General features: G+C 72.3%; 25 protein-coding genes. 11 read left to right on the forward strand and 14 right to left on the reverse strand.

Annotation, left to right across the window (positions count from 1 at the left end):
• Positions 1-252: 252 nt before the first annotated feature.
• From NUV38_RS06135 to NUV38_RS06165, 7 genes are all read right to left on the reverse strand, one after another.
• On the reverse strand, positions 253-1,680 hold the full coding sequence (locus NUV38_RS06135; protein WP_257728269.1) for a DUF2079 domain-containing protein: 1,428 nt from the start codon (positions 1,678-1,680) through the stop codon (positions 253-255).
• Complete coding sequence (locus NUV38_RS06140) at positions 1,677-2,894, reverse strand: ABC transporter ATP-binding protein (protein WP_257728270.1); 1,218 nt, start codon at positions 2,892-2,894, stop codon at positions 1,677-1,679. The genes NUV38_RS06135 and NUV38_RS06140 overlap by 4 nt, the downstream gene beginning before the upstream one ends.
• Positions 2,891-3,859, reverse strand: a complete 969-nt coding sequence (locus tag NUV38_RS06145; RefSeq protein ID WP_257728271.1) for a hypothetical protein — start codon at positions 3,857-3,859, stop codon at positions 2,891-2,893. Before NUV38_RS06145 ends, NUV38_RS06140 begins: the two co-directional genes overlap by 4 nt.
• Positions 3,856-4,911 carry a carbohydrate ABC transporter permease gene (locus NUV38_RS06150; RefSeq protein WP_257728272.1) on the reverse strand — a complete coding sequence of 352 codons (1,056 nt, stop codon included), beginning with the start codon at positions 4,909-4,911 and terminating at the stop codon, positions 3,856-3,858. The genes NUV38_RS06145 and NUV38_RS06150 overlap by 4 nt, the downstream gene beginning before the upstream one ends.
• Positions 4,908-6,137, reverse strand: a complete 1,230-nt coding sequence (locus tag NUV38_RS06155; protein ID WP_257728273.1) for an extracellular solute-binding protein — start codon at positions 6,135-6,137, stop codon at positions 4,908-4,910. The genes NUV38_RS06150 and NUV38_RS06155 overlap by 4 nt, the downstream gene beginning before the upstream one ends.
• Before the next feature lie 97 nt (positions 6,138-6,234).
• Complete coding sequence (locus NUV38_RS06160; protein WP_257728274.1) at positions 6,235-7,593, reverse strand: PhoH family protein; 1,359 nt, start codon at positions 7,591-7,593, stop codon at positions 6,235-6,237.
• An 883-nt stretch (positions 7,594-8,476) separates the two neighbouring features.
• On the reverse strand, positions 8,477-9,241 hold the full coding sequence (locus tag NUV38_RS06165) for an isoprenyl transferase (RefSeq protein ID WP_257728275.1): 765 nt from the start codon (positions 9,239-9,241) through the stop codon (positions 8,477-8,479).
• A gap of 55 nt (positions 9,242-9,296) precedes the next feature.
• Between NUV38_RS06165 and NUV38_RS06170 the strand changes: the two genes are divergently transcribed.
• Positions 9,297-9,998 (forward strand): hemolysin III family protein, encoded by a 702-nt coding sequence (locus tag NUV38_RS06170; protein ID WP_257728276.1) that lies wholly within the window; start codon positions 9,297-9,299, stop codon positions 9,996-9,998.
• Positions 9,995-12,550: an RNA helicase gene (locus NUV38_RS06175; protein WP_257728277.1), complete on the forward strand. Its 2,556-nt coding sequence runs from the start codon at positions 9,995-9,997 to the stop codon at positions 12,548-12,550. The genes NUV38_RS06170 and NUV38_RS06175 overlap by 4 nt, the downstream gene beginning before the upstream one ends.
• Before the next feature lie 102 nt (positions 12,551-12,652).
• Here the strand turns inward: NUV38_RS06175 and NUV38_RS06180 are convergent, their stop codons facing one another.
• A complete protein-coding gene (locus tag NUV38_RS06180) occupies positions 12,653-14,668 on the reverse strand; it encodes a thioredoxin domain-containing protein (protein WP_257728278.1) in 2,016 nt (671 codons plus the stop codon).
• Positions 14,669-14,739: 71 nt separating this feature from the next.
• Between NUV38_RS06180 and NUV38_RS06185 the strand changes: the two genes are divergently transcribed.
• On the forward strand, positions 14,740-15,183 hold the full coding sequence (locus tag NUV38_RS06185) for a hypothetical protein (RefSeq protein WP_257728279.1): 444 nt from the start codon (positions 14,740-14,742) through the stop codon (positions 15,181-15,183).
• On the opposite strand, the gene NUV38_RS06190 is transcribed toward NUV38_RS06185, so the two are convergent.
• Positions 15,170-15,409 (reverse strand): hypothetical protein, encoded by a 240-nt coding sequence (locus tag NUV38_RS06190; RefSeq protein WP_257728280.1) that lies wholly within the window; start codon positions 15,407-15,409, stop codon positions 15,170-15,172. The two genes, NUV38_RS06185 and NUV38_RS06190, sit on opposite strands and share 14 nt — an antisense overlap.
• A gap of 74 nt (positions 15,410-15,483) precedes the next feature.
• The gene (gene mca, locus NUV38_RS06195; RefSeq protein WP_257728281.1) at positions 15,484-16,356 is read right to left on the reverse strand and encodes a mycothiol conjugate amidase Mca; all 873 of its coding nucleotides are present in this window, start codon (positions 16,354-16,356) and stop codon (positions 15,484-15,486) included.
• 91 nt (positions 16,357-16,447) lie between these two features.
• Here mca and NUV38_RS06200 point away from each other — a divergent pair, with 91 nt between their 5' ends.
• Together NUV38_RS06200 and greA are read left to right on the forward strand one after the other, a co-directional pair.
• Positions 16,448-16,825, forward strand: a complete 378-nt coding sequence (locus NUV38_RS06200; protein WP_257728282.1) for a DUF4307 domain-containing protein — start codon at positions 16,448-16,450, stop codon at positions 16,823-16,825.
• Positions 16,826-16,894: 69 nt separating this feature from the next.
• Positions 16,895-17,395, forward strand: a complete 501-nt coding sequence (gene greA / locus NUV38_RS06205) for a transcription elongation factor GreA (RefSeq protein ID WP_257728283.1) — start codon at positions 16,895-16,897, stop codon at positions 17,393-17,395.
• A 96-nt stretch (positions 17,396-17,491) separates the two neighbouring features.
• On the opposite strand, the gene ilvA is transcribed toward greA, so the two are convergent.
• Both ilvA and NUV38_RS06215 read right to left on the reverse strand, forming a co-directional pair.
• Positions 17,492-18,685, reverse strand: a complete 1,194-nt coding sequence (gene ilvA / locus NUV38_RS06210; protein WP_055966294.1) for a threonine ammonia-lyase — start codon at positions 18,683-18,685, stop codon at positions 17,492-17,494.
• Between the two features lie 189 nt (positions 18,686-18,874).
• Positions 18,875-20,002 (reverse strand): AI-2E family transporter, encoded by a 1,128-nt coding sequence (locus NUV38_RS06215; RefSeq protein ID WP_257728284.1) that lies wholly within the window; start codon positions 20,000-20,002, stop codon positions 18,875-18,877.
• 89 nt (positions 20,003-20,091) lie between these two features.
• Between NUV38_RS06215 and msrA the strand changes: the two genes are divergently transcribed.
• From msrA to NUV38_RS06240, 5 genes are all read left to right on the forward strand, one after another.
• The gene (gene msrA, locus NUV38_RS06220; RefSeq protein ID WP_257728285.1) at positions 20,092-20,742 is read left to right on the forward strand and encodes a peptide-methionine (S)-S-oxide reductase MsrA; all 651 of its coding nucleotides are present in this window, start codon (positions 20,092-20,094) and stop codon (positions 20,740-20,742) included.
• Between the two features lie 436 nt (positions 20,743-21,178).
• On the forward strand, positions 21,179-21,385 hold the full coding sequence (locus tag NUV38_RS06225) for a hypothetical protein (RefSeq protein ID WP_257728286.1): 207 nt from the start codon (positions 21,179-21,181) through the stop codon (positions 21,383-21,385).
• Positions 21,386-21,594: 209 nt separating this feature from the next.
• Complete coding sequence (locus tag NUV38_RS06230) at positions 21,595-22,803, forward strand: MFS transporter (protein WP_257728287.1); 1,209 nt, start codon at positions 21,595-21,597, stop codon at positions 22,801-22,803.
• Positions 22,800-23,357, forward strand: coding sequence for a mismatch-specific DNA-glycosylase (locus NUV38_RS06235; protein ID WP_257728288.1), 558 nt, complete (start codon positions 22,800-22,802; stop codon positions 23,355-23,357). Before NUV38_RS06230 ends, NUV38_RS06235 begins: the two co-directional genes overlap by 4 nt.
• Positions 23,358-23,455: 98 nt before the next feature.
• Positions 23,456-23,911: an Hsp20/alpha crystallin family protein gene (locus NUV38_RS06240; RefSeq protein ID WP_257728289.1), complete on the forward strand. Its 456-nt coding sequence runs from the start codon at positions 23,456-23,458 to the stop codon at positions 23,909-23,911.
• A 57-nt stretch (positions 23,912-23,968) separates the two neighbouring features.
• On the opposite strand, the gene NUV38_RS06245 is transcribed toward NUV38_RS06240, so the two are convergent.
• The gene (locus tag NUV38_RS06245) at positions 23,969-24,787 is read right to left on the reverse strand and encodes an SDR family oxidoreductase (protein WP_257728290.1); all 819 of its coding nucleotides are present in this window, start codon (positions 24,785-24,787) and stop codon (positions 23,969-23,971) included.
• Positions 24,788-24,914: 127 nt separating this feature from the next.
• Here NUV38_RS06245 and NUV38_RS06250 point away from each other — a divergent pair, with 127 nt between their 5' ends.
• Complete coding sequence (locus NUV38_RS06250; RefSeq protein ID WP_257728291.1) at positions 24,915-25,412, forward strand: GNAT family N-acetyltransferase; 498 nt, start codon at positions 24,915-24,917, stop codon at positions 25,410-25,412.
• Positions 25,413-25,454: 42 nt separating this feature from the next.
• Here the strand turns inward: NUV38_RS06250 and NUV38_RS06255 are convergent, their stop codons facing one another.
• Complete coding sequence (locus NUV38_RS06255; RefSeq protein WP_257728292.1) at positions 25,455-26,147, reverse strand: tyrosine-protein phosphatase; 693 nt, start codon at positions 26,145-26,147, stop codon at positions 25,455-25,457.
• Positions 26,148-26,189: the final 42 nt, after the last annotated feature.

Here is a 26,189-nt window from a genome sequence, read left to right on the forward strand (position 1 = left end):
CGTCGAGTCGAGGACCGCTGGCCGAGCAGCTGCTTGATCACCGAGCCCACACCGGTGGTCGAGTAGTCCGGACGGCGACGAAGGAGCTCGACCGGACGTGTCGAGACCACCCGGCACCGGCCCCCACGAACCATTCGCCGTGGTCTCGATACGCACGGGGCACGCTCGTACCTCGCGGCCAGCGCTGCTCGACCACCGATGCCGCGCACTCTCCGGACCTGTCAGTCAGGGCCTCTCCGCGAACGGTGGGCGTCAGTCGCGTCGGGCCAGCTGGTAGCCGTCGGCGTCCCAGACCGTCACCCAGGAGCCGCCGAAGGTCTCCTCGGCGTAGGCCCGGGCGTCCGGCGGCGAGCCGACGCCGGCCAGCTGGTCGAGCAGCACGTACTGCGGGTCGCCGGTGGGCATCGCGCCGTTCCCGACCGTGCCCAGCCAGTACACGTCGCGGTCGGTCGCGAGGTGGGTGATGAGGCCGATGTCGGTCACTACCGAGGCGCCCTCGGGCACCAGGTCGACGACCTGCTGGGCCACCTCGGCCCGGGGCGGGACCTCGTACGTCTGCGGCTCGGTGAGCGCCCACAGGGCCGTCGACGGCAGCATCACCGCCGTGAACGCAAGAGCCGGCACGGCGAGCCATCGAGCGACGGGGATCCGACGCATCGTGTCGATCGCCGCGACGACGACGACGGTCATGAGCAGCAGCGAGTAGTGCCAGTCGGTGCCCCAGTAGAACGGGTTGTCGCCGAGGAAGCGCCACGCGAACGTGGGCAGCACCAGCAGCACCCACGGCGACCCGAGCGCCGCGAAGCCGGTGACCGCGAGCGTGAGCACCACGGTCCACAGCTTCCTGCCCGGCTCGTCGAGCAGCGTGGCGAGCACGCCACGGTCGCCGCCGACGCTGGACGCGTAGTCGTACACGCCGCCGGGGTTCACCGACGGCAGCACCACGAGCACCACGAGGGCCGCACCCACCACGCCCACGGCCGCGAGGAGCGTGCCGCGACGGCGCTCCCCCGCCAGCATCAGCACGAGGCCGATCATGAGGACCGTGGCCCCCATGTCCTCCTTGACGAGCAGGAGCGGCAGCGACCACCCGACCACGGCCCGCCACCGACGGTCCACGTAGGCCGCTCCCGCGAGCGCCAGGAGCGGAGCCCCGAACGCGACCTCGTGGAAGTCCGACCTGACCGCCGCGGACACGCCGAAGGACAGCCCGTAGGCCACGGTGAGGGCACCTGCGGCCCACGGCCCGACGTGGCGCGACGCCAGCCTGCCGACCACCAGCACCGAGACGCCGAGCAGCACCGCCTGCGCCACGAGCAAGGTCTGCGCCGCCGGGACGACCGCGTAGACGGGCGCCAGCAGCACGGTGATGGGCGAGAAGTGGTCGCCCAGGATGTTGAAGCCCGGTCCCTTGATGTCGACGATCGGCCAGCCGAGCCCGGCGTAGCCCCGCACCGCCTGCTCGAAGATGGCGTTGTCCCACGACGTCGGCTCGAACCGGCGGAACCGCAGCAGGGAGAGGGCGGCGTAGGCCGCGGTGCACCCGAGGGCCCACAGGACCGGCAGCACCCAGCCGCCCGACGAGGGTCCGCGCACCGCGCCACCCCCGCCGTCGGGCGTCGCCGAGGCGTCCGGTCCGTCGAGCGACGGCTCCCGCCGGCCGACGTCGTGGCCGGTCACGGCGTACGGAGCCGCGCGCCGGTCTCGACGTCGAACAGCAGCACGCGCTCGCGCGGCACCACGAACTGCACGTCCTGGCCGGCGGAACGGCGGTCGGTCGAGGGCAGCTCGGCCACGAAGAAGTTCTGGAACAGGTCGAAGTCGAGCCGGTCCTCGATCTCCTCGAGCATCACCTCGACGTCCTCGTCGAGGTCGTAGCCCACGTACACGAGCTGGGTGCCGCCACGCCACTCCGCGTCGTCGACGCGACCGGCCACCGTCACCTGTCGACCCGCCTCGGCCTGCGCGGCGATGGCGCCGGCCGTGAGGGGCTCGCCCGCCGACGCCGCGGCGGGGGCGGGATCGGTCGAGGGCTCCTGGCAGTGCTCGGGCCGGATGCCGACGATGACGGTCGTGCGCTCGCCGATCGCAGCCCGCAGGGCGTCGTCGAGCGGCAGGGAGGTCACGGGAGTCGCCACGTGCGTGTCGCCGACGGTGGCCGGCAGCAGGTTCATGGGCGGCTGCCCGAGGAACGCGGCCACGAAGAGGTCGTCGGGATCGGCGTACACCTCGTCCGGCGTGCCGGTCTGGTGGACGGTGCCGCGGTGCATGACGGCCACGCGGTCGGCCATGGTCAGAGCCTCGTCGGCGCGCGAGGTGGTGAACAGCGACGTGCGCTGCTCGTCGCGCTGCCACTGGGTGGTCACCGACCGCACGTGCGTGCGCACGCGGTCGGCCTGGGCGCTGAACGGGTCGTCGAACAGGTAGCCGAGGGCGTCGCGCACGAGCGCCCGGCCGATCGCCACCCGCTGGCGCTGGGCCGGCTCCAGATCGGCCGGCTTCGCGTCGAGCAGGGAGTCCAGCGCCAGGAAGGCCGCCACCTCGTCGATCCGCTCGGCCAGCTCGACCTTGTCGTGACCGCGTCGCAGCCGGGTCGCGAAGGCCAGGTTGTCGTGCACGTCGAGGTGAGGGTGCAGCACGTAGTCCTGCAGCACCAGGGCGAGGTCGCGGGCCCGGGGGCCGACCGCGTTGACGACGATGTCGTCGAGGAGCACGTCGCCCTCCGTGTGCTCCTCCAGGCCCACCAGGACCCGCAGGACGGCCGACTTCCCGGCACCGGCCGGCCCGCACAGCACCGTCGTGCTGCCCTCGGGGACGACGAGGTCGACCCCGTCGAGCACGGTCGTCCCGTCGGGGGCGTCCAGGTGGACGCCTCGCAGCTCCATGGAGGTCATCGGTGGTCCCTTCCGATCAGACGACGGACGCGACGGGGTGCGATCGCGACGAGGGCGAGCACGGGCAGCAGCCACAGCAGCCCGATGGCGGCGGCCTGGGACGGCTCGACCGAGCCGAGCAGCAGCGTCGCCGGCAGCGTGCGGGAGTCGTCGGTGGGGCCGAGCGCCGCCCCCAGGACGGCGTCCTGCGCCGCGACCACCCACACGAGGGCCGCGACGACGAGCAGGTCGGGCGCGAGCACCGGCACCACGAAGGCGCGCAGCTCCTGGCGCCGGGTGGCGCCGTCGCTGCGGATCGAGTCGCGCAGCGACCACGGCGCGTCCCGCAGCACGGGGATGCTCAGCCAGACCGCCAGCGGCAGCGCCACGAGCAGCAGGACGGGCGCCACGCTCCAGCGCGAGCCGAGCACACCCAGGTCGCCGGCCGTCACGGACCACGGTCCGGCGAGGGCGACGAGAGGCGCCAGCAGCACCGCCACGAAGGACACCACCACGGCGCGGCCTCCCCGCACCCGACGTCGGGTGAGGGCGTAGGCGGCCGGGACGGCGAACAGCATGGCCACCGCGGTGGCGGCGGTGGCGGCGCCGACGCTGGTGAGCGCAGCGTCGCGCAGGACGCCCGCCCCCAGCACGTCGCTGAACACCGACCACCGGGGGTCGGCCGGCAGGAGCGAGTCGGCCGTCGTGTCGGCGGGGGTGAGTGCGACCGCGAACGCCCACCACAGCGGCGCGAGCGTGGCCACGACGAACAGCTCGAAGCCGAGGACCGCCCACAGGGAGAGTCGCCGGCCGGTGTCGGCCACGAGCACGCCGACGGCGCCGGTGATCATGAGCACCACCGCCGTGGCGAGCCACAGCCAGCGGTCGGCCCCGGTGATGAGCAGGATCCCGACGTTGGCGATGACGAAGCCCGCCACGAAGGCGGTGCCGGCGGCCCAGAGTCGCGAGCGGACGGTGGGTCTCATGCGTTCCTCCCGGGCCGGAGGACGGCGACGAGGGCACCGGCCACGAGAGCGGCCAGCAGCAGGAGCAGGACGGCGATCGCCGACGCGAGCCCGACCTCGAACGCCCCGAAGGTGGTGTCCCACAGCAGCACCGGCACGGTGCGCAACCCGTCCCGCGGGTCGGCCAGCAGCGGGCCCTCGAGGGCGCGCAGGGCGTCGAGGGAGCGGTAGAGCACCGCGACGGCCACGGCCGGACCGGCCGCGGGCCACGTGACCCGACGCAGCCGCTGCCACCAGGTCGCGCCGTCGGCGATCGCGGAGTCGAGCAGCGCGAGGTCCACGCGAGCGAGGCCGACCAGCAGGATGAGCGCCGTGATGCCGGTCCCCCGCCACACCTCCGAGCCCACCACGGCCAGCGCCGACGCCGCGGTGGCGCCGCCGTCGTAGCCGAACCATGCCGGTCCGACACCGGTGGTCAGCGCGTCTCGCCAGATCGTCGCCGACAGCACGGGCAGCATCGCGAACGGGACGAGCAGGAGGACGGCCACGACCGCAGCCGGGACGGCGAGCCGTCGGACGGCGGCGGCGAGGATCGAGCCGAGCAGCAGCTGCAGCAGGACGGCGGACGCCACGAGCAGCAGGGTGACCGACACGGCGACCCACCACTGGCGGTCACCGAGGAGCCCGGTCAGGTTGTCGAGCCCCACGAACGTGTCGTCCGGGACCGTCAGGGAGGAGCGCCGCAGCGACGACCAGACCGCGAGGCCGAGCGGCCACAGCGTCAGGCCCAGCAGCACCACGAGCGACGGCGCGAGCATCGGCCAGCCGGAGCGTCGACGGCCGGGCGGCACGGCGCCCTGGCGTCGACGACGGCGACGGCGGGTGGGCGGCGCCCCGATCGGCTCGAGGTCGTGGCCCTCGGGCTCGATCGCGTCGTCGACGAGCTCGGCGTCGGCGTGGTCGGCCGGGCCCGCCTGCGGCCTCGCCGGGTCGGGCCCGTCGGTCCCGTGGGGCTGCTCGGCGTCGGGCACGTCGGTGTCGGGCACGTCGGGGCCGGGACGGTCGGTGCTCACGGCAGACCTCCCGCGACGGCGGACCGCACGGCCTTCTGCGAGAGGTCCGGCGTGGAGGACCCGACCGCCGACAGCGGCGTCCAGGTCTTCTCGAGCGCCGCCCTGACCCGCATCCAGTACGGCGTCTGTGGCAGCGCCAGCGCCGTCTCGAGGGCGGGTCGGGTCACGTCGGCCAGCGGGTAGCCGGCCACCACGTCCTGCGCGTCGTAGGTGGTGGCGCGCGCCGCGCTGTGTCCGGAGCCGGTCATGAGGGCCGCGAGAGAGTCGGCCGACGTCAGGCAGGAGACGGCCTCGTACGAGAGCGACGTGCTCGGGGCGTAGAGCGGCACGGCGAGCGCCGCCCCCGTGGCAGGGGCCGCCGGCGTGTCGGCCACCTGCGGGTACGGCGCCCACTGCAGGTCGCCCGCCACGGTGGCGACGTCGGGGTCGGAGACGAACGAGCTGGGCGCCACGACGAACCCGCCGCGTCGGGCCAGGCCCGCACCGGCGTCGGCGGTCGGGTCGCCGCCGAGGCGGGCCTCCGCGAGGTACTCGACGATGCCGGCGGCCTCCTGCCCCGCGGCGGAGTCGAGCCCGACGTCGGGCGAGCGGCCCTCGCCCTCCAGCAGCGTGCCGCCGGCACCGACGACGAGGGCGTTGACCCACGCGGCGAGACCCTCTCCGTCGGGGTCGTCCACGAGCACCTGACGGCCGCTCAGCTCCGCACCTGAGAGCAGGTCGTCCCAGGTGATCGGCTTGGTGGTGTCGAGCCCGGCCCGCTCGGCGGCGTTGCCCCGCCACCACAGCAGCCACGGGTCGAACGTCCACGGTGCGGCCACCAGTAGGCCGTCGACCGTGGTGGCCTCGAGCGCGGCGGGCACCACGTCCTGGGCGAAGGGCTGCTTGAGGTCCTCGGGCACCGGGGCGAGCACCTGCGCGGCGGCCAGCTCGGCGCTCCAGGCCATGTCCATGCTGAACAGGTCGATCGAGTCGTCGCGGGCCAGCAGCCGTCGCACCAGCTCGGCGTGCCGATCCTCGACGTCGTCGGGAAGTCGCTCGACCTCGATGCGGTACCGCCCGCCCGAGGCGTCGGAGCACGACTCCGCGAGGGACTCGACGTCGGCGCGCTCGGGCCCGACGTACCAGCTCAGCGTCGTCGGCCCGGGCTCCTCCGCAGGGCCGGCGCAGGCGGCGACGAGCAGCATCACGGCAGCAATGAACGCCGCGGACACTCCCCTCCTCGTCACGGGGTCACTCTGCCACAGCAGGGGGCGTGCCGGACGGTGTTCGACCGCGCGGCACGCCCCTCGCGACCAGGCCGTCGGACGACCCGGTCGGCGTCGCTCAGACGCCCACGTCCTCCAGCATCTCGGTGACGAGCGCCGCGACCGGCGACCGCTCCGAACGGGTCAGCGTGACGTGGGCGAACAGGGGGTGCCCCTTCAGCTTCTCGACGACGGCCACCACGCCGTCGTGCCGGCCGACCCGCAGGTTGTCGCGCTGGGCGACGTCGTGGGTGAGCACCACCTTGGAGTTGGCGCCGATGCGCGAGAGCACCGTGAGCAGCACGTTGCGCTCGAGCGACTGCGCCTCGTCGACGATGACGAACGCGTCGTGCAGCGAGCGTCCGCGGATGTGGGTCAGGGGCAGCACCTCGAGCATGCCGCGGTCGACGATCTCGTCGACGACGTGCGGTGACGCGACCGCGCCCAGGGTGTCGAAGACCGCCTGCGCCCAGGGGCCCATCTTCTCGTCGGAGCTGCCGGGCAGGTAGCCGAGCTCCTGGCCGCCGACGGCATAGAGCGGACGGAAGACGACGACCTTCTTGTGCTGGCGACGCTCCATCGTGGCCTCGAGGCCGGCGCAGATCGCCAGCGCCGACTTGCCGGTGCCGGCGCGGCCCCCGAGCGAGACGATGCCGATGTCGGGGTCGAGGAGCAGGTCGAGCGCGATCCGCTGCTCGGCCGAGCGGCCGTGCAGGCCGAAGGCGTCGCGGTCGCCCCGGATCAGCTGCACGCGCTTGTCCGCCGTCACCCGGCCGAGTCCGCTGCCCTTGTCCGAGAGCAGGACGAGCCCGGTGTGGCAGGGCAGGTCGCGGACGGTCTCGTCGTCGAGCAGCGCCACGTCGAGGCTGCCGTCCTCGTAGAGCGTGTCGAGGTCGACGGCGTCGACCTCGATCTCGCGCATGCCGGTCCACCCGGACTCCAGCGCCAGCTCGGCGCGGTACTCCTCGGCCGCCAGCCCCACGGCCGAGGCCTTGACGCGCATCGGCAGGTCCTTGGACACGAGGGTGACGTCACGGCCCTCGTCGGCCAGGTTCTTCGCCACGGCGAGGATGCGGGTGTCGTTGTCGCCGAGCCGGAAGCCGGCGGGCAGCGCCTCGGGGTTGGTGTGGTTGAGCTCCACCCGGATGCTGCCGCCTTCGTCCCCGATCGGCAGGGGGACGTCGAGCATGCCGTGCTCGACGCGCAGGTCGTCGAGGAAGCGCAGGGCCGTCCGGGCGAAGTAGCCGAGCTCGGGGTGGTGCCGCTTGCCCTCGAGCTCGGTGATCACGACGACGGGGATGACGACCTCGTGCTCGTGGAAGCGGGTGACCGCACCGGGGTCGGCCAGCAGGACGCTGGTGTCGAGGACGTAGGTGCGGACGTCGGGGTCGACCTCGGCCGACTCGTTCGCGGCGGACACGCTCTTCTTGACAGTCATGTCTGACTCCCTGCGAAGAACCCGCGCGCCCCTGCGCCGGCCCTTCCCTACTCGGTGGGGGTGGGGCGGCTGGGCTCCGGGGCGAGCATCAACACCCTCGCAACGTACGTCCGCCCCCGCCCCCGGGCGTGGCGACACGCGGGTGTGCGTGCAACGCCCAGATGAACTCTCCGGTGCCCGCGCGGCGCGGCCTCGGCTGGGTGCTCGGGTGGTGCTGCCCTGCTCTGGTTGGGCTTCGGCCTGCGGCTGCGCTGCTCCGGCCGGGTCGTCGACCTGCGGCTGCGCTGCTCCGGTTGGGCCTCGACCTGCGGCTGCGCTGCTCCGGCTGGGTCGTGCCGTGCGGCTGCGTCGCTGTGGCTGCGAGGCGGGTCGTTCTCCGAAAGGGCCTCGACCGGCGGATGGGTCCGGGGTCGGGTGGGCTCTCGGAGCGTGGCTCGGGGGACGCAAGATTCTGCGTTCGTGCGTGAGGGGGTGAAGGATGCTGCGTTCGTGATCGGATCCCGTCGTGAACGCAGCATCGTTCGGGCTTCAGCTCGCGAAGGCAGAATCGTGCGTCCGCCGAGGCACGTCGCGCGGTGAGTGGGCAGGGATTCTCCCTTGGCGCGGACCGTTCCACGGCGAAGGAGAATCTCTGCCCCTACGAGGCCAGAGTCGTCGCCACGATGCTTCCTTCGCGAGGCACGGTCCACGAGAAGGAAGAATCGTGGAGGATTCACGCGCAGAGGGAGAATCGTGGCCGCGCCCCGCAGACCCACCCGGGTCGAGACCCCCCGCTCCGGTCGAGGCCCTTTCGGAGAGCAGGTCGACGACGAGCCACAGCGACGCAGCGGCGAGCGAACGCCCGGCCGGGGAGAAGCAGTCGCAGGAAAGGCTCGGCGACGCCTCAGGCGCCGAAGCGCCGCTCACGCGCGGCGTAGGAGCGCATGGCACGCAGCAGGTCGACGCGGCGGAACGCGGGCCACAGCACGTCGGAGAAGTAGAACTCGCTGTGCACGCTCTGCCACAGCAGGAATCCCGAGAGTCGCTGCTCCCCCGAGGTGCGGATGACGAGGTCGGGGTCGGGCTGGCCCTTCGTGTACAGGTGGTCGGCGATGTGGTCGACCTCGAGCGTCGAGGCGACCTCCTCGAGGGAGCGACCCTTGGCCGCCTCGGCCAGCAGCAGGGCGCGCATGGCGTCGGTCAGCTCCTGGCGACCGCCGTACCCCACGCACACGTTGACCTGCATGATGCCGTCGGTGTCGGGCGACGCGGCGGCCGCGCGCTCCAGCCGCGCCGACGAGTCGTCGGGCAGCAGCTGCAGGTTGCCGATGAGCCGCACGTGCCAGCGGCCGTCGTCGGCCAGACGCCCCACGAGCGCCTCGACGGCGTCGAGGATGCTGGTCAGCTCGGCCTCGGGGCGCTGCAGGTTGTCGGTGGAGAGCACCCAGAAGGTGACGGTCCCGACGCCGAGCTCGTGGCACCAGTCGAGGAACTCGTCGACCTTGGCCGCACCCGCGCGATACCCCTGCTCGAGGTCCATCCGGGCATCCTTGGCCCAGCGCCGGTTCCCGTCGACGATGGCGCCGACGTGCCGCGGCATCCGGGACGGATCCAGGTGCTTGAGCAGTCGGCGCTCGTAGACGCCGTAGGCGACGTGACTGAGCCCCATGATCCTCATCCCACCACACCCGGCCGGTCAGGTCGGGACGGCTACTCTGTCCCCCATGTCCCGGACCGATCACCACTCGTCGACCGACGAGGTCACCGACCGCATCCGCGACAACCTCGACGAGCTGAAGCCGAAGCTCCGCGGCTGGCTGCACGCTGCCACGGCACCCCTCAGCTTCTTCTCGTTCCTCGTCATGCTGGTCATCGCCGACGACGTCGTCGTGCGCGCCGGCGTGGCCGTGTTCATGGTCTCGGCGCTGCTGCTGTTCGGCACCAGCGCGCTGTACCACACGCGCACGTGGTCCGACGAGGCTCGCGTCGTGTGGAAGCGCCTCGACCACGCCAACATCTTCCTGCTCATCGCCGGGTCCTACACGCCGTTCAGCCTGCTGCTGCTCGACACCAAGGAAGCGACGATCATGCTGTCGCTCGTGTGGGGCGGCGCGCTGGCCGGCGTGGCGTTCCGCGTGTTCTGGGTAGGTGCCCCGCGGTGGATCTACGTGCCGCTGTACATCCTGCTCGGCTGGGCGGCGGTCCTGTACTGGGGCGAGTTCGAGGAGAACGCCTCCACCGCGGTGCTGGCGCTCATGGTCATCGGTGGCGGGCTCTACACGATCGGCGCCCTCGTCTACGGCTTCAAGTGGCCCGACCCGTTCCCCCGCTGGTACGGCTTCCACGAGGTGTTCCACACGCTGACGATCGCGGCGTTCATCGTCCACTACATCGGCGTCAGCCTGCTCGCCTACCAGCAGCGGTGAGCCCGGGGCTGTCGGTTCCCGACGGAGCCTCGCCCGACGACGTCTTCGACGCGTTCGGCACCTGGGTCGAGGGACGCGGCATCACGCTGTACCCGGCGCAGGAGGAGGCGGTGCTCGAGCTGCTCTCGGGGGCCAACGTGGTGCTCGCGACGCCCACCGGGTCGGGCAAGAGCCTCGTGGCCACCGCCGCCATCGCCGGCGCCCTGGCCCGCGACGAGTGCGCCGTGTACACCGCACCCATCAAGGCGCTGGTGAGCGAGAAGTTCTTCGACCTGTGCGACGTCTTCGGCGCCGAGAACGTGGGCATGCTCACCGGCGACGCGTCGGTCAACCCCGACGCCCCGGTGGTCGTGGCCACGGCCGAGGTGCTGGCCAACCTCGCCCTGCGCGAGGGCAGCGCCGCCGACGTCGGCCTCGTCGTGATGGACGAGTTCCACTTCTACGCCGACCCCGACCGCGGCTGGGCGTGGCAGGTGCCGCTCGTGGAGCTCCCCCGGGCGCAGGTCCTGCTGATGTCGGCCACGTTGGGCGACACCACGACGCTGCGCGACGACCTGGTCCGGCGCACGGGTCGCGAGACGGCGCTCGTGGCGTCGACCGAGCGACCGGTGCCGCTGGTCACGGAGTACGTCACGTCGCCGGTGCAGGAGGTCGTGACCGAGCTGGTGGAGACCGGCCAGTCCCCCGTCTACATCGTGCACTTCACGCAGGCGTCGGCGCTGGAGCGGGCGCAGGCGCTCAGCAGCGTCGCGCTCGCCTCACGGGCCGAGCGCGACGCGATCGCGGAGGCCATCGGCGGCTTCCGGTTCACGTCGGCGTTCGGCAAGACCTTGTCGCGCCTGGTCCGCATGGGCATCGGGGTGCACCACGCCGGCATGCTGCCGCGCTACCGCCGTCTGGTGGAGCGGCTGGCGCAGCAGGGTCTGCTCAAGGTCGTGTGCGGCACCGACACGCTCGGCGTCGGCATCAACGTGCCCATCCGGACCGTGCTGTTCAGCGGGCTCACCAAGTACGACGGACGTCGCCAGCGCCAGCTCCAGGTGCGTGAGTTCGCACAGATCGCGGGGCGCGCGGGTCGGGCCGGCTACGACACCGTCGGGCACGTGGTGGTCCTGGCACCGGAGCACGACATCGAGAACGCGAAGGCGATCGCCAAGGCCGGCGACGACCCCAAGAAGCTCCGCAAGGTGCAGCGCAAGAAGGCGCCCGAGGGTCACGTGTCGTGGAACGAGGCCGTGTTCGACAAGCTCGTCAACGGCACGCCGGAGCCGCTCGTGCCGCGCATGCAGGTCACCCACGCTATGGTCCTCGACGTCGCGCAGCGCCCCGGCGACGCGATCGCCGCGCTCGACCGGTTGATCGAGGAGAGCGTGGTCCGCCCCGACGAGGTCGAGCGGCTGCAGGCCCGGGTCCGCGACATCGTCGAGGCCCTGGTGGCCGGCGAGGTGGTGGAGCGGATCGACCCTCCCGACGCCGACGGGCGGACCCTGCGGCTGACGATCGACCTGCAACGCGACTTCGCGCTCAACCAGCCACTGTCGCCGTTCGCGGTGGCCACGCTCGACCTGCTCGACGTGGAGTCCCCGGAGTACCACCTCGACGTCGTGTCGGTCGTCGAGGCGACGCTGGAGGACCCGCGGCCGATCATCTCCGCCCAGGTGTTCCGGGCCCGCGGCGAGGCCGTGGCACAGATGAAGGCCGACGGCATCGAGTACGACGAGCGGATGGAGCTGCTCGACGAGGTCGAGCACCCGAAGCCGCTGCGCGACCTGCTGGAGGCGGCCTACGAGACGTACACCCAGGGGCACCCGTGGGTGCGCGACCACGAGCTCCGACCGAAGTCGGTGGTGCGCGAGATGGCCGAGCGGGCCATGACCTTCTCCGAGCTGGTCTCGGACTACGGGCTCGCGCGCTCGGAGGGCATGGTGCTGCGGTACCTGTCCGACGCGTACAAGGCGCTGGAGCGCACGGTGCCGGCGTCGGCGCGCACGGAGGAGCTGACCGACCTGACGGCCTGGCTGGGCGAGCTGGTGCGCCAGACCGACTCGAGCCTGCTCGACGAGTGGGAGTCGCTGGTGAACCCGGCCGACCCGGCGAGCCTGGACCGGGCGCAGGCCGTGGCCGACGGCGAGGAGACGATCCGTCCGGTCACCACCAACGAGCGCGCGTTCCGGGTGCTGGTGCGCAACGCCATGTTCCGTCGGGTGGAGCTGGCGGCGCTGGGCCGGTGGGAGGCACTGGGCGAGCTGGACGGCGAGGACGGCTGGGACGCCGACGCCTGGCGCGAGGCCATGGCGGCCTACCGCGAGGAGTACGACCACCTCGGCACCGGCCCGTCGGCCCGCGGCCCGGCGTTCATCGACATCCAGCCCGGCGGGGGTGCCGGGCCCCGGGCGGCGGACGGCGCAGCGGACCGGACGTGGCACGTCCGCCAGACGTTCGAGGACCCCGAGGGCCACCGTGACTGGGGCATCTCCGCCACCGTCGACCTCGACGCCAGCGACGCCGCCGGCGAGGCCGTCCTCACCGTCACCTCCGTCGGCCCCGCCTGACCCACCCCTCCCCCCATCGGTGGATCCTCAACATCTGGCCCACCATCGGTGGATCGTCAACCTCAGCGACGCTGCTGCGGTTGAGGATCCACCGATGGGGGTTCAAAGCAGGGCGTGGTCGGTGACCGGCAACGCGCAGACGTGGTCGCGGCAGACGTAGGCGGTGGCGCGACCGCCGACGGCCACGCGGTCGGCGAGCAGCGGCACGGCAGGATCGGCCGACGCGGACGCGACGACGACGGCCGGCGACGTGCGCAGCAGGGCGGCACGGTGCATCCCCTGGCGTGAGTCCGCGTCGGGTCCGACCACGGCGATCTCGTCGGGCCCGGACACGAGGGCCTCGGCGGCGGCCAGCGTCCACCCGGCGAAGCGCGGCAGCTTCTCCCCCAGCTGCGCGGCCGAGCGCACCGCACGCTCGGCAGCCTCGCGGTAGCGGGGGTCGCCCGTCACGGCCGCGGCCACGACGAACGCGTGCGCTGCGGCCGACGTGCCCGACGGGTACGCGTTGTCCGACGCGTCCTGCGGGCGGACCACCAGGTCGGACGCGTCGTCGGCGGTGTCGAAGAAGTCGTCGCCGTCGGGTGCCGCGAAGTGGTCGAGCACGCGCTCGAGCACGGTCTGGGCGCGCTCGAGCCACACCGCGTCGCCGGTCACGCCGAGCACCGCGACGAACGCCTCGGCCACCGTCGCGTGGTCCTCCAGCACGCCGTCGTGGACCCCTGCCACCCCGTCGCGCGACGCCCGGAGCACGCGGCCACCGTCGCGCAGGTGCACCTCGGCGAGCAGCGTGGCGGCGCGCACGGCGGCGTCGGTGAAGCGCTGCTCCTCCAGCAGCACCCCCGCCTCGGCGAGGGCGATGACCGCCAGGGCGTTCCAGGCCGCCACGACCTTGTCGTCACGGGCAGGTCGGGTGCGCTCGGAACGAGCCGACAGCAGCGTCTCGCGCACCCGCGCCCACCGCTCCGGGTCGTCGGGGTCCTCGCGCAGCTGCAGCGTCGAGAACCCACGCTCGAACGTGCCCGGACCGGTGACGCCCAGCAGCTTCGCCGCCCACGCCCCGTCGGAGACGCCGAGCAGCCGCATCAGCTGGTTGGGGTTCCAGGCGTAGAAGGCGCCCTCGAGGACCTCGCCGCGCGGGTCGGCGCTGTCGGCGTCCAGGGCCGACGCGAATCCGCCCTCCGGCGTGCCCAGCTCGGCCAGGAGGAACTCCGCCGTCTCGGTGGCGACGCGTCGGGCGAAGGCCTGCCGCTCGACGTCACCCGTCGCCAGCTCGGCCCGCCACCAGTGCAGGTAGACCCGCAGCAGCTGGGCGTTGTCGTAGAGCATCTTCTCGAAGTGCGGCACCTGCCAGTAGCGGTCGACCCCGTAGCGGGCGAAGCCTCCGGACAGCTGGTCGTACATCCCGCCACGCGCCATCGCGTCGCAGGTGGTGCGGACCATCTCGAGCGAGCGCTCGGTGCCCGTGCGCGCCCAGTGCCGCAGGCACGCCTCGAGGACCATCGACGGCGGGAACTTGGGGCTCCCGGCGTAGCCGCCGGCCTCGTCGTCGTGCTGGCCCGACAACACCGTCTGCGCCGCGTCCAGCGCCTCGGCGTCGAGCGCGGATCCGCCCGCATCCACCACGTCGCGCAGGTGCTCGAGGACGTCGGCTCCGACCTTCGTCACCTCGTCGCGGCGGTTCTGCCAGGCGTCGGCGAGCGCCTGCAGGATCTGCGTGAACGCCGGCTGCCCCTGCCGCGGCTCGGGCGGGAAGTACGTGCCGGCGAAGAACGGCTCACCCGTCGGCGCGAGCACCACGGTCATCGGCCATCCGCCCTGGCCGGTCATCGCCTGCGTGGCGCGCATGTAGACGGCGTCGACGTCGGGCCGCTCCTCACGATCGACCTTCACGTTGACGAAGTGGTCGTTCATGAACTGCGCAGTGGCCGGGTCCTCGAACGACTCGTGCGCCATCACGTGGCACCAGTGGCACGCGGCGTACCCGACGCTCAGCAGGATCGGCCGGTCGAGCGACTGCGCGAGCGCGAGCGCCTCGTCGCCCCACTCCCACCAGTCGACGGGGTTGTCGGCGTGCTGGAGCAGGTAGGGGCTGGTCGCGGACGCAAGACGGTTGGACACGCCTCCACCCTGCCACCCGCGACGAAGGGACGAGGGCACGCGACGACCGCGGCGGATGCCAGGATGAGGCTATGACGCCCCGCCACTTCTGGACGGCCGTCCTGGCCTCGCTCGCCATCGCGGTGCTCCTCGGCAGCGGCGGCCTGTTCTTCGTGTTCCTGGTCGCGTACGGCTTCGCCGACGCGATCGAGCCGCTGAGGCACGTCGTGTTCCTCGTCGGCACCGCGGTGGTGGCCGGCCTCTCGACGCTGGTGGCGACCGTCGGGCTGCGGCCGGCCGCCGCTGACGCTCGCTCGATGCGGTCGGTCGCCCGGCTCACGACGACGACGGCCTACCTCGCCGCGCTCGCCGGTGGCGTGCTGGTGAGCCTGGCCCACGAGGACGAGAACTCGGTGACCGCCGACCAGCCCGACCTGCCGTTCATAGTGCTCGTCGTGCTGTGCGTCGTCGGCGTCCTGGCGTGCGTCGCCGGGCTCACCCGCCGCTACCGGCGCGACGTGGTCAGTCGCGGTTGACGCGGTCGGACGCGGGACGCTCGGCGCCGGGCGCGTCGTCCGCCTGGTCGCCCTCCCAGGGCTGGGCGGCCTTCTTGGTGTGCCTCGCGAAGGACTTGGCCAGGAAGAACACGGCCACCGCGAGGGCGGCGACGATGCCGAGCGCGAGCCAGCCGGGACGCACGATGTTCGGGTCGAGGCCACGCGGCCTCTCGGCCGTGACCAGGATCGCCAGGAACTCACCCATGGCCCCAGCCTACGCCTGGCGTTCCGGGCGCCGCCGGTCGGCCGGGTCCGCGCAGCACCGTCAGCGCAGGCCCGTCAGCGCAGGCCGGCGAAGAGGTCGTCCTCGGGCAGCGACGTCTCGACCTTGGAGTCGACCAGCTGGTAGTCCTCGGTGGGCCACGCCTCGGCCTGGACCTCGTTGGGGATGGAGAAGAACCAGCCGTCGGGATCGATCTGGGTGGCGTGGGCCAGCAGCGCGGCGTCGCGGACGTCGAAGTACTCGGCGCACTCCACCCGGGTGGTGAGGCGGGCCTCGTCCTCGGGCTTGCGCTCCCACTTCGCCATGCGCTCGGCGTAGGGGTTCTCCAGGCCGTGCCGCTCGACGGCCGCGGCGATCGCCTCGAGCTTCTGGAAGTTCCAGCCCAGGTGGTAGTAGAGCTTGCTGACCTGCCAGGCCTCGCCCAGCTCGGGGTGCCAGTCGGGGTCGGCCGCCTTCTCGTAGGCGAGGACGCTCACCTGGTGGCACATGATGTGGTCGGGGTGCGGGTAGCCGCCGTTCTCGTCGTAGGTGGTGAGGACCTGCGGCTTGAACGAGCGAATGAGGCGCACGAGCGGGATCGCGCCCTCCTCGACGGGGACCAGGCCGAAGCACCCCTCGGGCAGAGGCGGCTTGGGGTCGCCCTCGGGCCAACCGGAGTCGACGAAGCCGAGCCAGTCCTGCGTGACGCCGAGGATCTCGCGGGCACGGTCCATCTCCTCGCGCCGGATCTCGGTGATCAGCTCGGGGTCGTCCTCGATGCCCGGGTGCTGGAACTGCGGGTTGAGGATGCTCCCGCGCTCACCCCCGGTGCACGTGACGACGTGGACGTCGACCCCTTCGGCGACGTACTTGGCGGTGGAGGCGGCACCCTTGCTCGACTCGTCGTCGGGGTGCGCGTGCACGTGCATGAGGCGCAGCTTCTCGGTCACCGCCCCAGTGTTCCACCGGGGTGCCCACCCTGGCGGACGGGGTTCACCAGGCAGGACGACACCGTCAGGACCGACCTGGGAGAATCGTGGCGTGAGCACCCTCGACGAGCGCTACGGCCGCCGCACCACGCGACGCTGGGTGTGGCCGACGGTCACCGCCGTCGGGGTGGCCCTGGGCATCGTCTGGGCCGCGTGGGTGGCGCTCGACACCGAGCCGGTCACGGCGGAGGTCCACGGCTACGCGGTGGAGTCGCCCGCGCGGACCGTCGCGACCATCGAGGTCCGACGCCCCGATCCGGTCCCCGTCCGCTGCACGGTCTACGCCCAGGCCCTCGACCACTCCGTGGTGGGCGAGCGCACCGTCGACGTGCCCGCCGGCACCCGCGAGCGGACGCGTGTCGAGGTGCCGATCAGCACCGAGCGCGAGGCCGTCACCGCCGTGCTGAGGACGTGCCAACTCACCGACTGACTGCTAGGCTGCACGTTCGACCCCAGGCTCGATGCCTGGGGTTCCGCTTGTTTTCCAGGAGGTTCGAACATGTCTCAGTCCAGCACCGAGACCATCTGGGTCACCCAGGAGGCGTACGACCGTCTGAAGGTGGAGCTGGCGAATCTCAAGGACGTCGTCATGCCCGACATCACCGAGAAGATCGCCGCCGCCCGCGACGAGGGTGACCTCAAGGAGAACGGTGGCTACCACGCCGCCCGCGAGGAGCAGGGCAAGGCCAACGCCCGCATCCAGCAGCTCGAGGACATGCTGCGTCGCGCCGAGGTCGGCGAGAAGCCTGCCGACGACGGCATCGTCGAGGCCGGCATGGTCGTCGGCGTCACGTTCGCCGGCGACGACGACGTGGAGCGCTTCCTGCTGGGCTCGCGCGAGCTGCTGAGCCTCGACTCGGCCGTCGAGCTCGACGTCTACTCCCCCACGTCGCCGCTCGGTGCGGCGATCCTGGGCAAGAAGGTCGGCGACGACGCCTCCTACGAGGCGCCCAACGGCAAGACGCTCACGGTCTCGATCGTGGAGGCCAAGCCCTTCTGATCGACCCGTCCTGACGTGGCCCCTCAAGTCCGCGTCACAAGGCACGACGAGGCCCCGGGACCCGACGGTCCCGGGGCCTCTTCGTGGCTCACGCCGTCAGACGAGCAGGTGACCGAGCTCGCCCAGGCGCCGACGTGACGCCTCGGCGTGGTCGGGTCCGCGGGTGGCCGCCTGGACCGCGACCTCGACCTCGCGCACCCCGAGCGACTCCGCGGAGCGGTCGTGGGCCACGTCGAGCACGTTGACCTGCAGGTCGGCGAGGTCGGTGAGCAGCCGCATCAGCTCGCCCGGACGGTCCGAGAACCGCACCCGCAGCTGCATGAAGCGGCCCGCGGCGGACAGGCCGTGGCGGATGACGTCGAGCAGGAGCAGCGCGTCGATGTTGCCGCCGGACAGCACGGGGACCACGGGGCCCTGGAACCGTCCGGGATCGTCGAGCAGGGCCGCGACGCCGGCGGCGCCCGACGGCTCGACGAGCATCTTGGCGCGCTCGAGCAGCCCGATGAGGGCGGCGCTCATGGCGTCCTCGCTGACGGTCACCACGTCGTCGAGCTGCTCGGCGATCACCTCGAAGGGGATGAGTCCCGGCTGCGCCACGGCGATGCCGTCGGCCATGGTCGGGCCCATCACGCCGGTGACGGGGTGGCCCTCGGCGAGCGACGTCGGGTAGGCGGCGGCGTCGGCGGCCTGCACTCCGACCACGGAGACGTCGGGTCGGCGCTCGCGCAACAGGGCGATGCCCGCGGCCAGCCCCCCGCCACCGAGCGGCACGAGCACGGTGCGCACGTCGGGCAGCTGCTCGATGATCTCGAGGCCGACGGTGCCCTGTCCGGCGAGGACGTCCTCGTGGTCGAAGGGGTGGATGAGCACGGCGCCGGTGCGCTCGGCGAACTCCTGGGCGTGCACGAGCGCCTCGGTGACGCCGGTGCCGGCGAACTCGATGTCGGCGCCGTAGCCGCGGGTGGCGGCGATCTTGGGCAGGGCGGCGCCGTCGGGCATGAAGATGGTCGCCTTCGCACCGAGCAGCTGCGCGGCGAGGGCCACGCCCTGGGCGTGGTTGCCGGCGCTGGCCGCCACCACGCCGCGGGCACGTTCGGCGTCGCTCAGCCGCGCGATGCGCACGTATGCGCCCCTGATCTTGAACGACCCTGTGCGCTGGAGGTTCTCGCACTTGAGGTGCACGTCGGTGCCGACCCGTTGGCTCAGCCACCGTGAGTGCGCCATGGGAGTGCGCTCGACCACGGGCGCGATCAGCTCACGCGCCGCCTCGACGTCTCGCAGGTCCACCACCCTGCTCACCCTAGACCGGCTCCCCCACGCTCCGCGCCCGCCGGTCGTGGCCGTGAGAGGTAGGTGGCGCGCGGAATGCCGTCGAGCGGCAGGACGCCCGCGGATCCGACCCGCGTATCCGCGGCTCACCTACCGCCGACCCGTGACGAAGCGCGGTGCACCTACCTCCGGTGCAGCGCGCAGACGGTCTCAGGCCGGCTCGGGCGTGGCGTCCGTGTCGGCATCGGGAGGTATGTCCTCGGGTAGTCCGTCCTCCTGCAGCGGCGCACCGGCCTCGGCGGCGAGGTGGCGCACGATGCCGTTGAGGCAGGCCACGAGCGGCACGGCCACGAGAGCACCCACGATGCCCGAGACCGTGATGCCGGCGGCGATGGCGATGATGATCGCGAGCGGGTGGACGGCCACGAACCGGCCCATGAGGAAGGGCTGCAGCACGTGCGACTCCAGCTGCTGCACGGCCACGACGGCCGCGAGCATGAACAGGGCCACGATCGGACCCTGTGCCACGAGGGCCACGAGCACCGCCACGAGGCCCGACAGCAGCGCGCCGATGATCGGGACGAATGCGCCGAGGAACACCAGCACGCCGATCGCTAGCGCGAGGGGCACGCCCAGCAGCCAGGCGGCGACGGCGATGCCGATCGCGTCGGTGAGCGCCACGAGCACGGTGGCGCGGACGAAGCTGGTGAGGCTGTGCCAGGCGGTCTCACCCGACGTGTGCACCTTCTCGCGCGCGGCCTGCGGGAACAGCGCCACGAAGAACGCCCAGATCCGGTTGCCCTCGTAGAGGAAGAAGAACGACGCGAACAGCGCGATGAAGAAGCCGGTGACGAAGTGCGTCAGCGTGGTGCCGACCGCGGCCAGCTGGTCGACGGCGGCGGTCTCGCCAAACGTGCGGATCGCGTCCTGCACCTGGTCGACGTAGCGCGTGAGCTGGCTGTCGCTGAGTCCCAGCGGACCGTTCTGCGCCCAGTCCTGGATCTGGGAGATGCCCTCGATGACCTGGGCCTTGAGGTCGTAGAACTGGGTGGAGAGCTGCTGGCCCACGAGCGCGATGAGCCCGAAGAACAACGAGAGCATGGTGAGCACGACGATGGCCGTGGCCAGCAGACGCGGCAGACCCCTGCGCTCCAGGAAGTCGACGGCGCCGATCGTCAGGGCGGTGCCGAGCAGCGCGATGGCGATCGGGACGGAGACCTCGGAGAAGAAGCTGAGCAGCCAGTACAGCCCGTAGCCGGCGGCGCCCAGGACGAGGAGTCGCCAGGCCCAGGCCGTCGCGATCTCGACGCCGACCGGGATCTCTGGACGCGTGCTCACCTGCGGGGTCCCCTCACCCGGTCGACACTAGCGGGAACAGCGAACGGCGCACGGTCGTTGACACGCGTGGACCCAAGGAGTGTGACCCGATGATCTTCGGAACCCGCAAGACCGAGCTCCCCGACGCGCAGAGCGCCCTGCCCGGCCGCGCCGACCGCCCCTTCGCCGTGGGCACCACGCACCGCGTGCTCGGCACCCCCATCGAGACCCCGCTGGACGCAGACGTCGTCCCCGACGGCTTCGAGGCGACCGTGGTCGGCCTCGGCTGCTTCTGGGGCGAGGAGAAGACCTTCTGGGAGGTGCCCGGCGTCTGGTCGACGTCGGTGGGCTACGCCGGCGGCATCACCCCGAACCCCACGTACGAGGAGGTGTGCACCGGACGCACCGGCCACGCCGAGGTCGTGCGCATCGTCTTCGACCCGTCGAAGGTCACGTACGCCGACCTGCTCAAGGTGTTCTGGGAGAACCACGACCCGACGCAGGGCATGCGCCAGGGCAACGACCGGGGCACTCAGTACCGGTCGGTCCTGCTCACCACGACCGACGAGCAGCAGCGCCAGGCCGAGGAGTCGCGCGACCGCTACCAGGAGCAGATGACCAAGGCCGGCTACGGCCGCATCACCACGGCCATCTCTCCCCTGGGCGAGTACTACTACGCCGAGGAGCCGCACCAGCAGTACCTGGCGAAGAACCCCTTCGGCTACTGCCCGCTGCACGCCACGGGCGTCAGCTACGCCTGACCCCGAGCATCCCGGGCCGGCCCGTTTGCGGGCCAGCCGGGGACTCGGCCCGGCTCGCACGGAGTCGTCCGAGGACGCGAACGCGCCCCGTCGTCATCAGCGCGATCAACGCGTCGTTGCTCATCGGATCGTCACCTCGGAGTCCTGCCGGTCGAGCCTTGCGACCTCGCGCGTCGTGCGTCTCGAAGGGATACCGACGTTCGCGCACCGGCTCGATCGTCGGTATCCCTTCGATACGCCGTCATATCCGCTGCGCGTCGACCCGGGCGCGGTGTAGAACGACGGTGTGGCACGCGAGGACTCCGAGTTCCCGGGCGACGGCGCTTTCTACGCCTCGTCCTACGAGTCCGTCCCGTTCGAACTCGAGGCAGATGCTCGAGACGCGACGGGTGCGACGTGCCACGTCTGCGAAGCACCCGCGACCGTGATGGTCGAAGTGCGCCGACGCACGGAGAGGATCGGTGACGCCGTGGTGTTGTGCGACGAGGACCACCGCCTGGCCTCCGGCGGGGACCTCGAGGAACTCGTCCAGCGCATCGCGCAGGACGGGATGGGTGAGGTCGACGACCACCGCAGGGTCGCCCGGATCCTCGTCACCGACCTGGGCCGCTCCGCCCCGATCCCCCGCAGCGACGGAAGCTGACGACGCGTCCAGACCGGGAACGTGATTCTGGCGCATCCGCGTCGATCGACGCGCGAAGAACCGACGTCGACGCGTCAGAACGCGGACGGCGAGGGTGCGGGTGGCGACGCGCGGGGAATGCCCACGCCGCGGGAGGTGTTCGACGTAGTGGTGCCGATGGACCCCTCCGCGCGCCGCGACCACCCGCCCGAGAGCCCGCGGAGGACACCGTGACCACCACCAAGCCGACCCAGCGCTGGGCGTTCGGCATGCTGCTCGCCCTCGTGGCCGTCGCGCTCGGCGTGTCGGGTGCGCCCGCTCCCCTGTACGCGCTGTACGCGCAGGAGTGGGGCTTCGAGCCCATCACCACCACCGTCGTCTTCGCCGTCTACGCCGTCGCCGCGCTCGGTTCCGTGCTGGTCACGGGGTCGATCTCCGACCGCTACGGACGCCGGCCCGTGCTCATCGCAGCGGTGCTGCTGATCCTGGCGGGGCTCGGGCTCTTCATCGCGGCCGACTCCGTGGCCTGGCTGCTCGCGGCGCGGGTGGCGCACGGGCTCGGCGTCGGCGCCGTCGTGGTGGTCGCGTCGGCCGCGCTGCTCGACCTGCGACCCGACGACGGCGAGCGCACCGGTCGCCTCACGGGCGTGGTGTTCAACGGCGGCATCGCCGTCACGCTCGTGGGCGTGGCCCTGATCGTCGACATGGGCCCCGCGCCGACCGTGCTGCCCTACGCCGTGCTCGTCGCCATCATGGTCGCGCTGCTGGTGGCCGTGCTGTGCATGCGCGAGCCGCACACTGACGACCGCGCCGCCACCCTCAACATCGCCCGACCGCGCGTGCCGGCCTCGATCGCCGGACACTTCCGGTTCTCCGCCCTCGGCGTCATGGCCGCGTGGTCGGTGCTCGGCGTGCTGCTGTCGCTGTACCCGCGGATCGCGTCGGAGGCCATCGGCGCGACGTCGGTGCTGTTCGGCGGCGCGGTGGTCGGTGCGTCGGCGGCGGCGTCAGCACTCAGCCAGGCGGTCGGTGGTCGCTGGCCCGCCCGACCGACCGCGATCGTCGGCGACCTGGGCACCGCGGTGTCGCTCGTCCTGTGCGTGCCCGCGGTCGCGTGGGGCCACGCGTGGGCGATCGCGGCGGCCTCGACGCTGGTCGGCCTGTTCTTCGGCCTCGCGTTCGGCGGGTCCCTGCGCCACCTCAGCCAGCACGTGCCCGCCGCCCACCGCGGCGAGGTCATGTCGGCGTTCTACGTCCTCGCCTACGGCGCCATGGCGGTCCCGACCGTGCTGGCCGGCTGGGCCGCCACCGTGTGGAGCCCCCAGACGATCTTCGCCCCGTTCATGGTGGCGGTGGCCGTGGCCTGCACCCTCGCGGCGCTCCTGGGGATGCGCACCCAGGAGGAGACCGTCGACGAGCCCGTCGCCGCTGCGTCGTGACCGAGCCGCTCGACGACCTGCCGGAGGTGCCCGACCTCGCAGGTCCCGGCATGCGGCTGCTCCTGGTCGGGATCAACCCCAGCCCCATGACGGCGCGCACCGGGCTGCACTTCGCCCACCCCGGCAACCGCTTCTACCCCGCGCTGCGTCTCGCCGGGATCCTGCCGGCCGAGGCCACCACGCCCGAGCTCGCCGCGCCGGAGCTCGTGCGGCGAGGGGTGGGCATCACCAACCTGGTGCCCCGACCCACCGCCCGCGCCGACGAGCTGACCGACGACGAGGTGCGCGCCGGCCGTGACCGCGTGGCCTCCGTGGTGCGCGCCCATCGTCCGCGCGTGGTGGCCGTCGCGGGGATCACCAGCTTCCGCACGGCCTTCGGCGACCGCCACGCCCGGGCCGGTCGCCAACCGACCGATCTGGAAGGGGCGCAGCTGTGGGTCGTGCCCAACCCCAGCGGACTCAACGCGCACGCCACCATCGAGACCCTCGCGCGCGACTACCGCGAGGTGGCCGAACAGGCCGGCGTGATCGCTTGTTCGCCGACGGCGAACTGACATACACTCACTCACGGGAATTGAGTCGACTAGACTCAGGTTTAGCTGGATGTCCCGGTCGCGGTGGCCGGGCCGAACGATCCCCCCAGGAGGACACCATGAGCAACGTTTCCGTCTTCACCCGTCGCGATCCCTTCGCCGAGTTCGACTCGCTCGTCCGGAACGCGTTCTCCCCCAGCGCCGGCACCTCGCGCCTCGACTTCACCCCCGCCGTCGAGACCGTCCGCGACGGCGACGACGTGGTCGTGCGCCTCGAGCTGCCCGGCATCGACGTCTCGAACGACGTCACGGTCGAGGTGACCAACGGCCGCCTCGTCGTCAAGGGCGAGCGACGCGACGAGCGCGCCGAGAGCAACGCCGGTGAGTCCGGCGAGCAGCCCACGCGTCGCATCAGCGAGATCCGCTACGGCTCCTTCGAGCGCAGCTTCGGACTCCCGGGCCACGTGACCGCCGAGGCCGTCAGCGCCTCGTACGACGCCGGGATCCTCGCCGTCCGCGTCGCGGGCGTGTACGCGGGCACCGAGCCCACGCGCATCGAGATCAGCCAGGGCTGACCAGCACGCACGAGGGGCCCCGTCACCGTGTGGTGACGGGGCCCTCGCACGTCTGGGTCAAAGGCCGACGCGGCGCCCGGCAGCGGCGAACACGCCCTGGTAGCGCGAGCCCAGGAGGCGCACGGCCGCGTCGAGCACACGGGCGTCGTTGCCGATCAGGACGCGGGGGCGGCCCTTCTCGACACCGCGAAGGATCACCTGCGCCGCCTTCTCGGGAGACGTGCGGGCCAGCTTGTCGAACGAGCGGGCCAGCTCGTCGTGGTCGCGCCCCTCGGCCTGGTCGGCGTTGCGAGCGATGTTCGTGGCGATGCCGCCGGGGTGCACGCACGTGACCTTGACCGGGTGCTTGGCCAGGACCATCTCCTGGCGCAGCGACTCGGTGAAGCCGCGCACCGCGAACTTGGCCGCGTTGTAGGCGCTCTGCGAGGGCATGGAGAAGATGCCGAAGATGCTCGAGACGTTGACGACGTGACCGTCGCCCGAGGCGATGAGGTGCGGCAGGAACGCCTTGGTGCCGTGCACGACGCCCCAGAAGTCGACGTCCATGACCTTCTCGACGTCCTTGTACGACATCTCCTCGACGTTGCCGGTGAAGGCGATGCCGGCATTGTTGAACACGAGGTTCACGCGGCCCAGGTCGGTGGCCACCAGCTGCGCGTACTCCTCGACCCGCTCACGCTCCGCGACGTCGATGACGTCGCCGCGCACCCGGGCACCCGTCGCCTCCACGAGGCGCTGGGTCTCGGCCAGACCCGCGGTGTCGACGTCGCTGATGGCCAGGACGGCGCCGCGGCGCGCGAGCTCGACGGCGAGCGCGCGACCGATGCCCGAGCCGGCGCCGGTGACGACGGCGACCTTGTCGGTGAAGTGGGTCATGGAAGGTCCTCTCGACGGCTCAGATACCGACGGTATCCGAATTGAGCCTAGAGCACCGCGCCCGTCGGGACAAGACAATGCCTGCATTCTCCGCCGTCCCGGGACTTTCGCCCGTACGCTCGAGAGCATGAAGACCCTCGTGCTGCCCTCCGGTGTGCGTGACGCGCGCCCCGAGGACGTGAGCACGATCGCCGCGATGGTGCGTGAGCTGGCCGAGTACGAGCAGTCCGCCGAGCAGGCCACGATGACGGACGTGCAGCTGTACGAGGCGCTCTTCGGCACCGACCCGCCGGCCTCAGCCCTGGTGGTGGAGAACGGCCACGGATCGGTGGTCGGCTTCGCGCTCTGGTACCGCACGTTCTCCACGTGGGACGGCGTGCCCGGCATCCACCTCGAGGACCTCTACGTGCGGCCGTCGCGCCGCGGCGCGGGCTTCGGTCGCCGCCTGCTCATCGGGCTGGCACGCATCGCGACCGCGCGCGGGTACAGCCGCATCGAGTGGGACGTGCTGCGCTGGAACTCCCCCGCGATCCGGTTCTACGAGTCGCTCGACGCGACCCCGCAGGACGAGTGGCTGGCGTACCGGCTCACCGACAAGGCGATCGAGCTGCTCGCCGAACCCTGATCGGCACCGATCGCGGCGTGCCGCGTCCACAGCAGCCCGTCCTCAGGACAGCATGGCGGTGCGCAGGCGGTCGAGGGTGCCTGCGTCGCCGCCGACCGACGTGTACCAGCCCTCGACGCCGCCGGGGTGGGCGTCCCACCGGTCGATGACGTGCTCGATCGCGTCGCGCGGGACCATGAGGAACGCGGCCGGCACCGGCGGGTGGTCGGAGCCGGGGTGCCGCAGCCGGGCGTCGATCTCGGCGGTGGCCCGCTCGGTGAGCATGTAGTCGGCCACGACGTCGGGGCGCTGCACCCCGAGCAGGCTGAGCACGAGCGCCACGGAGATGCCGGTGCGGTCCTTGCCTGCCGCGCAGTGCACGAGGGTGGCTCCGCCCGTGGCGGCGGCCTGGGCGACCTCGTCGACCAGCTGCGCCAGCATCTCGCCGGCGGTGTCGAGCACCTCGCCGTACAGGTGCTTGAGGGTCGGGGTGTCCTCGTGCCAACCGGGTCGCAGCGCCTGCAGCAGCGAGAGCGTGACGACCCTCGGACCCAGCGGGGTGAGCGGGTGGGGGCCACCGTGCTCGACGGCGGACCGCAGGTCGAGCACCAGGGAGGGCGGCCACGGGGTGCCGTCGGGCACGACGTCGGTGGGCTCGGGCACGCCGCTGCGCAGCAGAAGACCGGGCCGGACGGCGGCACCGTCGAGGCCGGCGACACCGCCGACGTCACGGAAGTTGGGGATGACGACGCTCACGCCGCTCATCGTAGGTGTGAGGACCCACACTCCCTCCGGGCC

This window comes from Aeromicrobium sp. 50.2.37 (assembly GCF_024655735.1).
Lineage (GTDB): Bacteria > Actinomycetota > Actinomycetes > Propionibacteriales > Nocardioidaceae > Aeromicrobium.

What these genes read in the sequence shown, in the direction of transcription:
- NUV38_RS06140 (WP_257728270.1), bottom strand. Translation starts at nt 2,894, where the DNA reads ATGACCTCCATGGAGCTGCGAGGCGTCCACCTGGACGCCCCCGACGGG.
- NUV38_RS06145 (WP_257728271.1), bottom strand. Translation starts at nt 3,859, where the DNA reads ATGAGACCCACCGTCCGCTCGCGACTCTGGGCCGCCGGCACCGCCTTC.
- NUV38_RS06160 (WP_257728274.1), bottom strand. Translation starts at nt 7,593, where the DNA reads ATGACTGTCAAGAAGAGCGTGTCCGCCGCGAACGAGTCGGCCGAGGTC.
- NUV38_RS06165 (WP_257728275.1), bottom strand. Translation starts at nt 9,241, where the DNA reads ATGGGGCTCAGTCACGTCGCCTACGGCGTCTACGAGCGCCGACTGCTC.
- NUV38_RS06170 (WP_257728276.1), top strand. Translation starts at nt 9,297, where the DNA reads ATGTCCCGGACCGATCACCACTCGTCGACCGACGAGGTCACCGACCGC.
- NUV38_RS06185 (WP_257728279.1), top strand. Translation starts at nt 14,740, where the DNA reads ATGACGCCCCGCCACTTCTGGACGGCCGTCCTGGCCTCGCTCGCCATC.
- NUV38_RS06190 (WP_257728280.1), bottom strand. Translation starts at nt 15,409, where the DNA reads ATGGGTGAGTTCCTGGCGATCCTGGTCACGGCCGAGAGGCCGCGTGGC.
- greA (WP_257728283.1), top strand. Translation starts at nt 16,895, where the DNA reads ATGTCTCAGTCCAGCACCGAGACCATCTGGGTCACCCAGGAGGCGTAC.
- msrA (WP_257728285.1), top strand. Translation starts at nt 20,092, where the DNA reads ATGATCTTCGGAACCCGCAAGACCGAGCTCCCCGACGCGCAGAGCGCC.
- NUV38_RS06240 (WP_257728289.1), top strand. Translation starts at nt 23,456, where the DNA reads ATGAGCAACGTTTCCGTCTTCACCCGTCGCGATCCCTTCGCCGAGTTC.
- NUV38_RS06245 (WP_257728290.1), bottom strand. Translation starts at nt 24,787, where the DNA reads ATGACCCACTTCACCGACAAGGTCGCCGTCGTCACCGGCGCCGGCTCG.
- NUV38_RS06250 (WP_257728291.1), top strand. Translation starts at nt 24,915, where the DNA reads ATGAAGACCCTCGTGCTGCCCTCCGGTGTGCGTGACGCGCGCCCCGAG.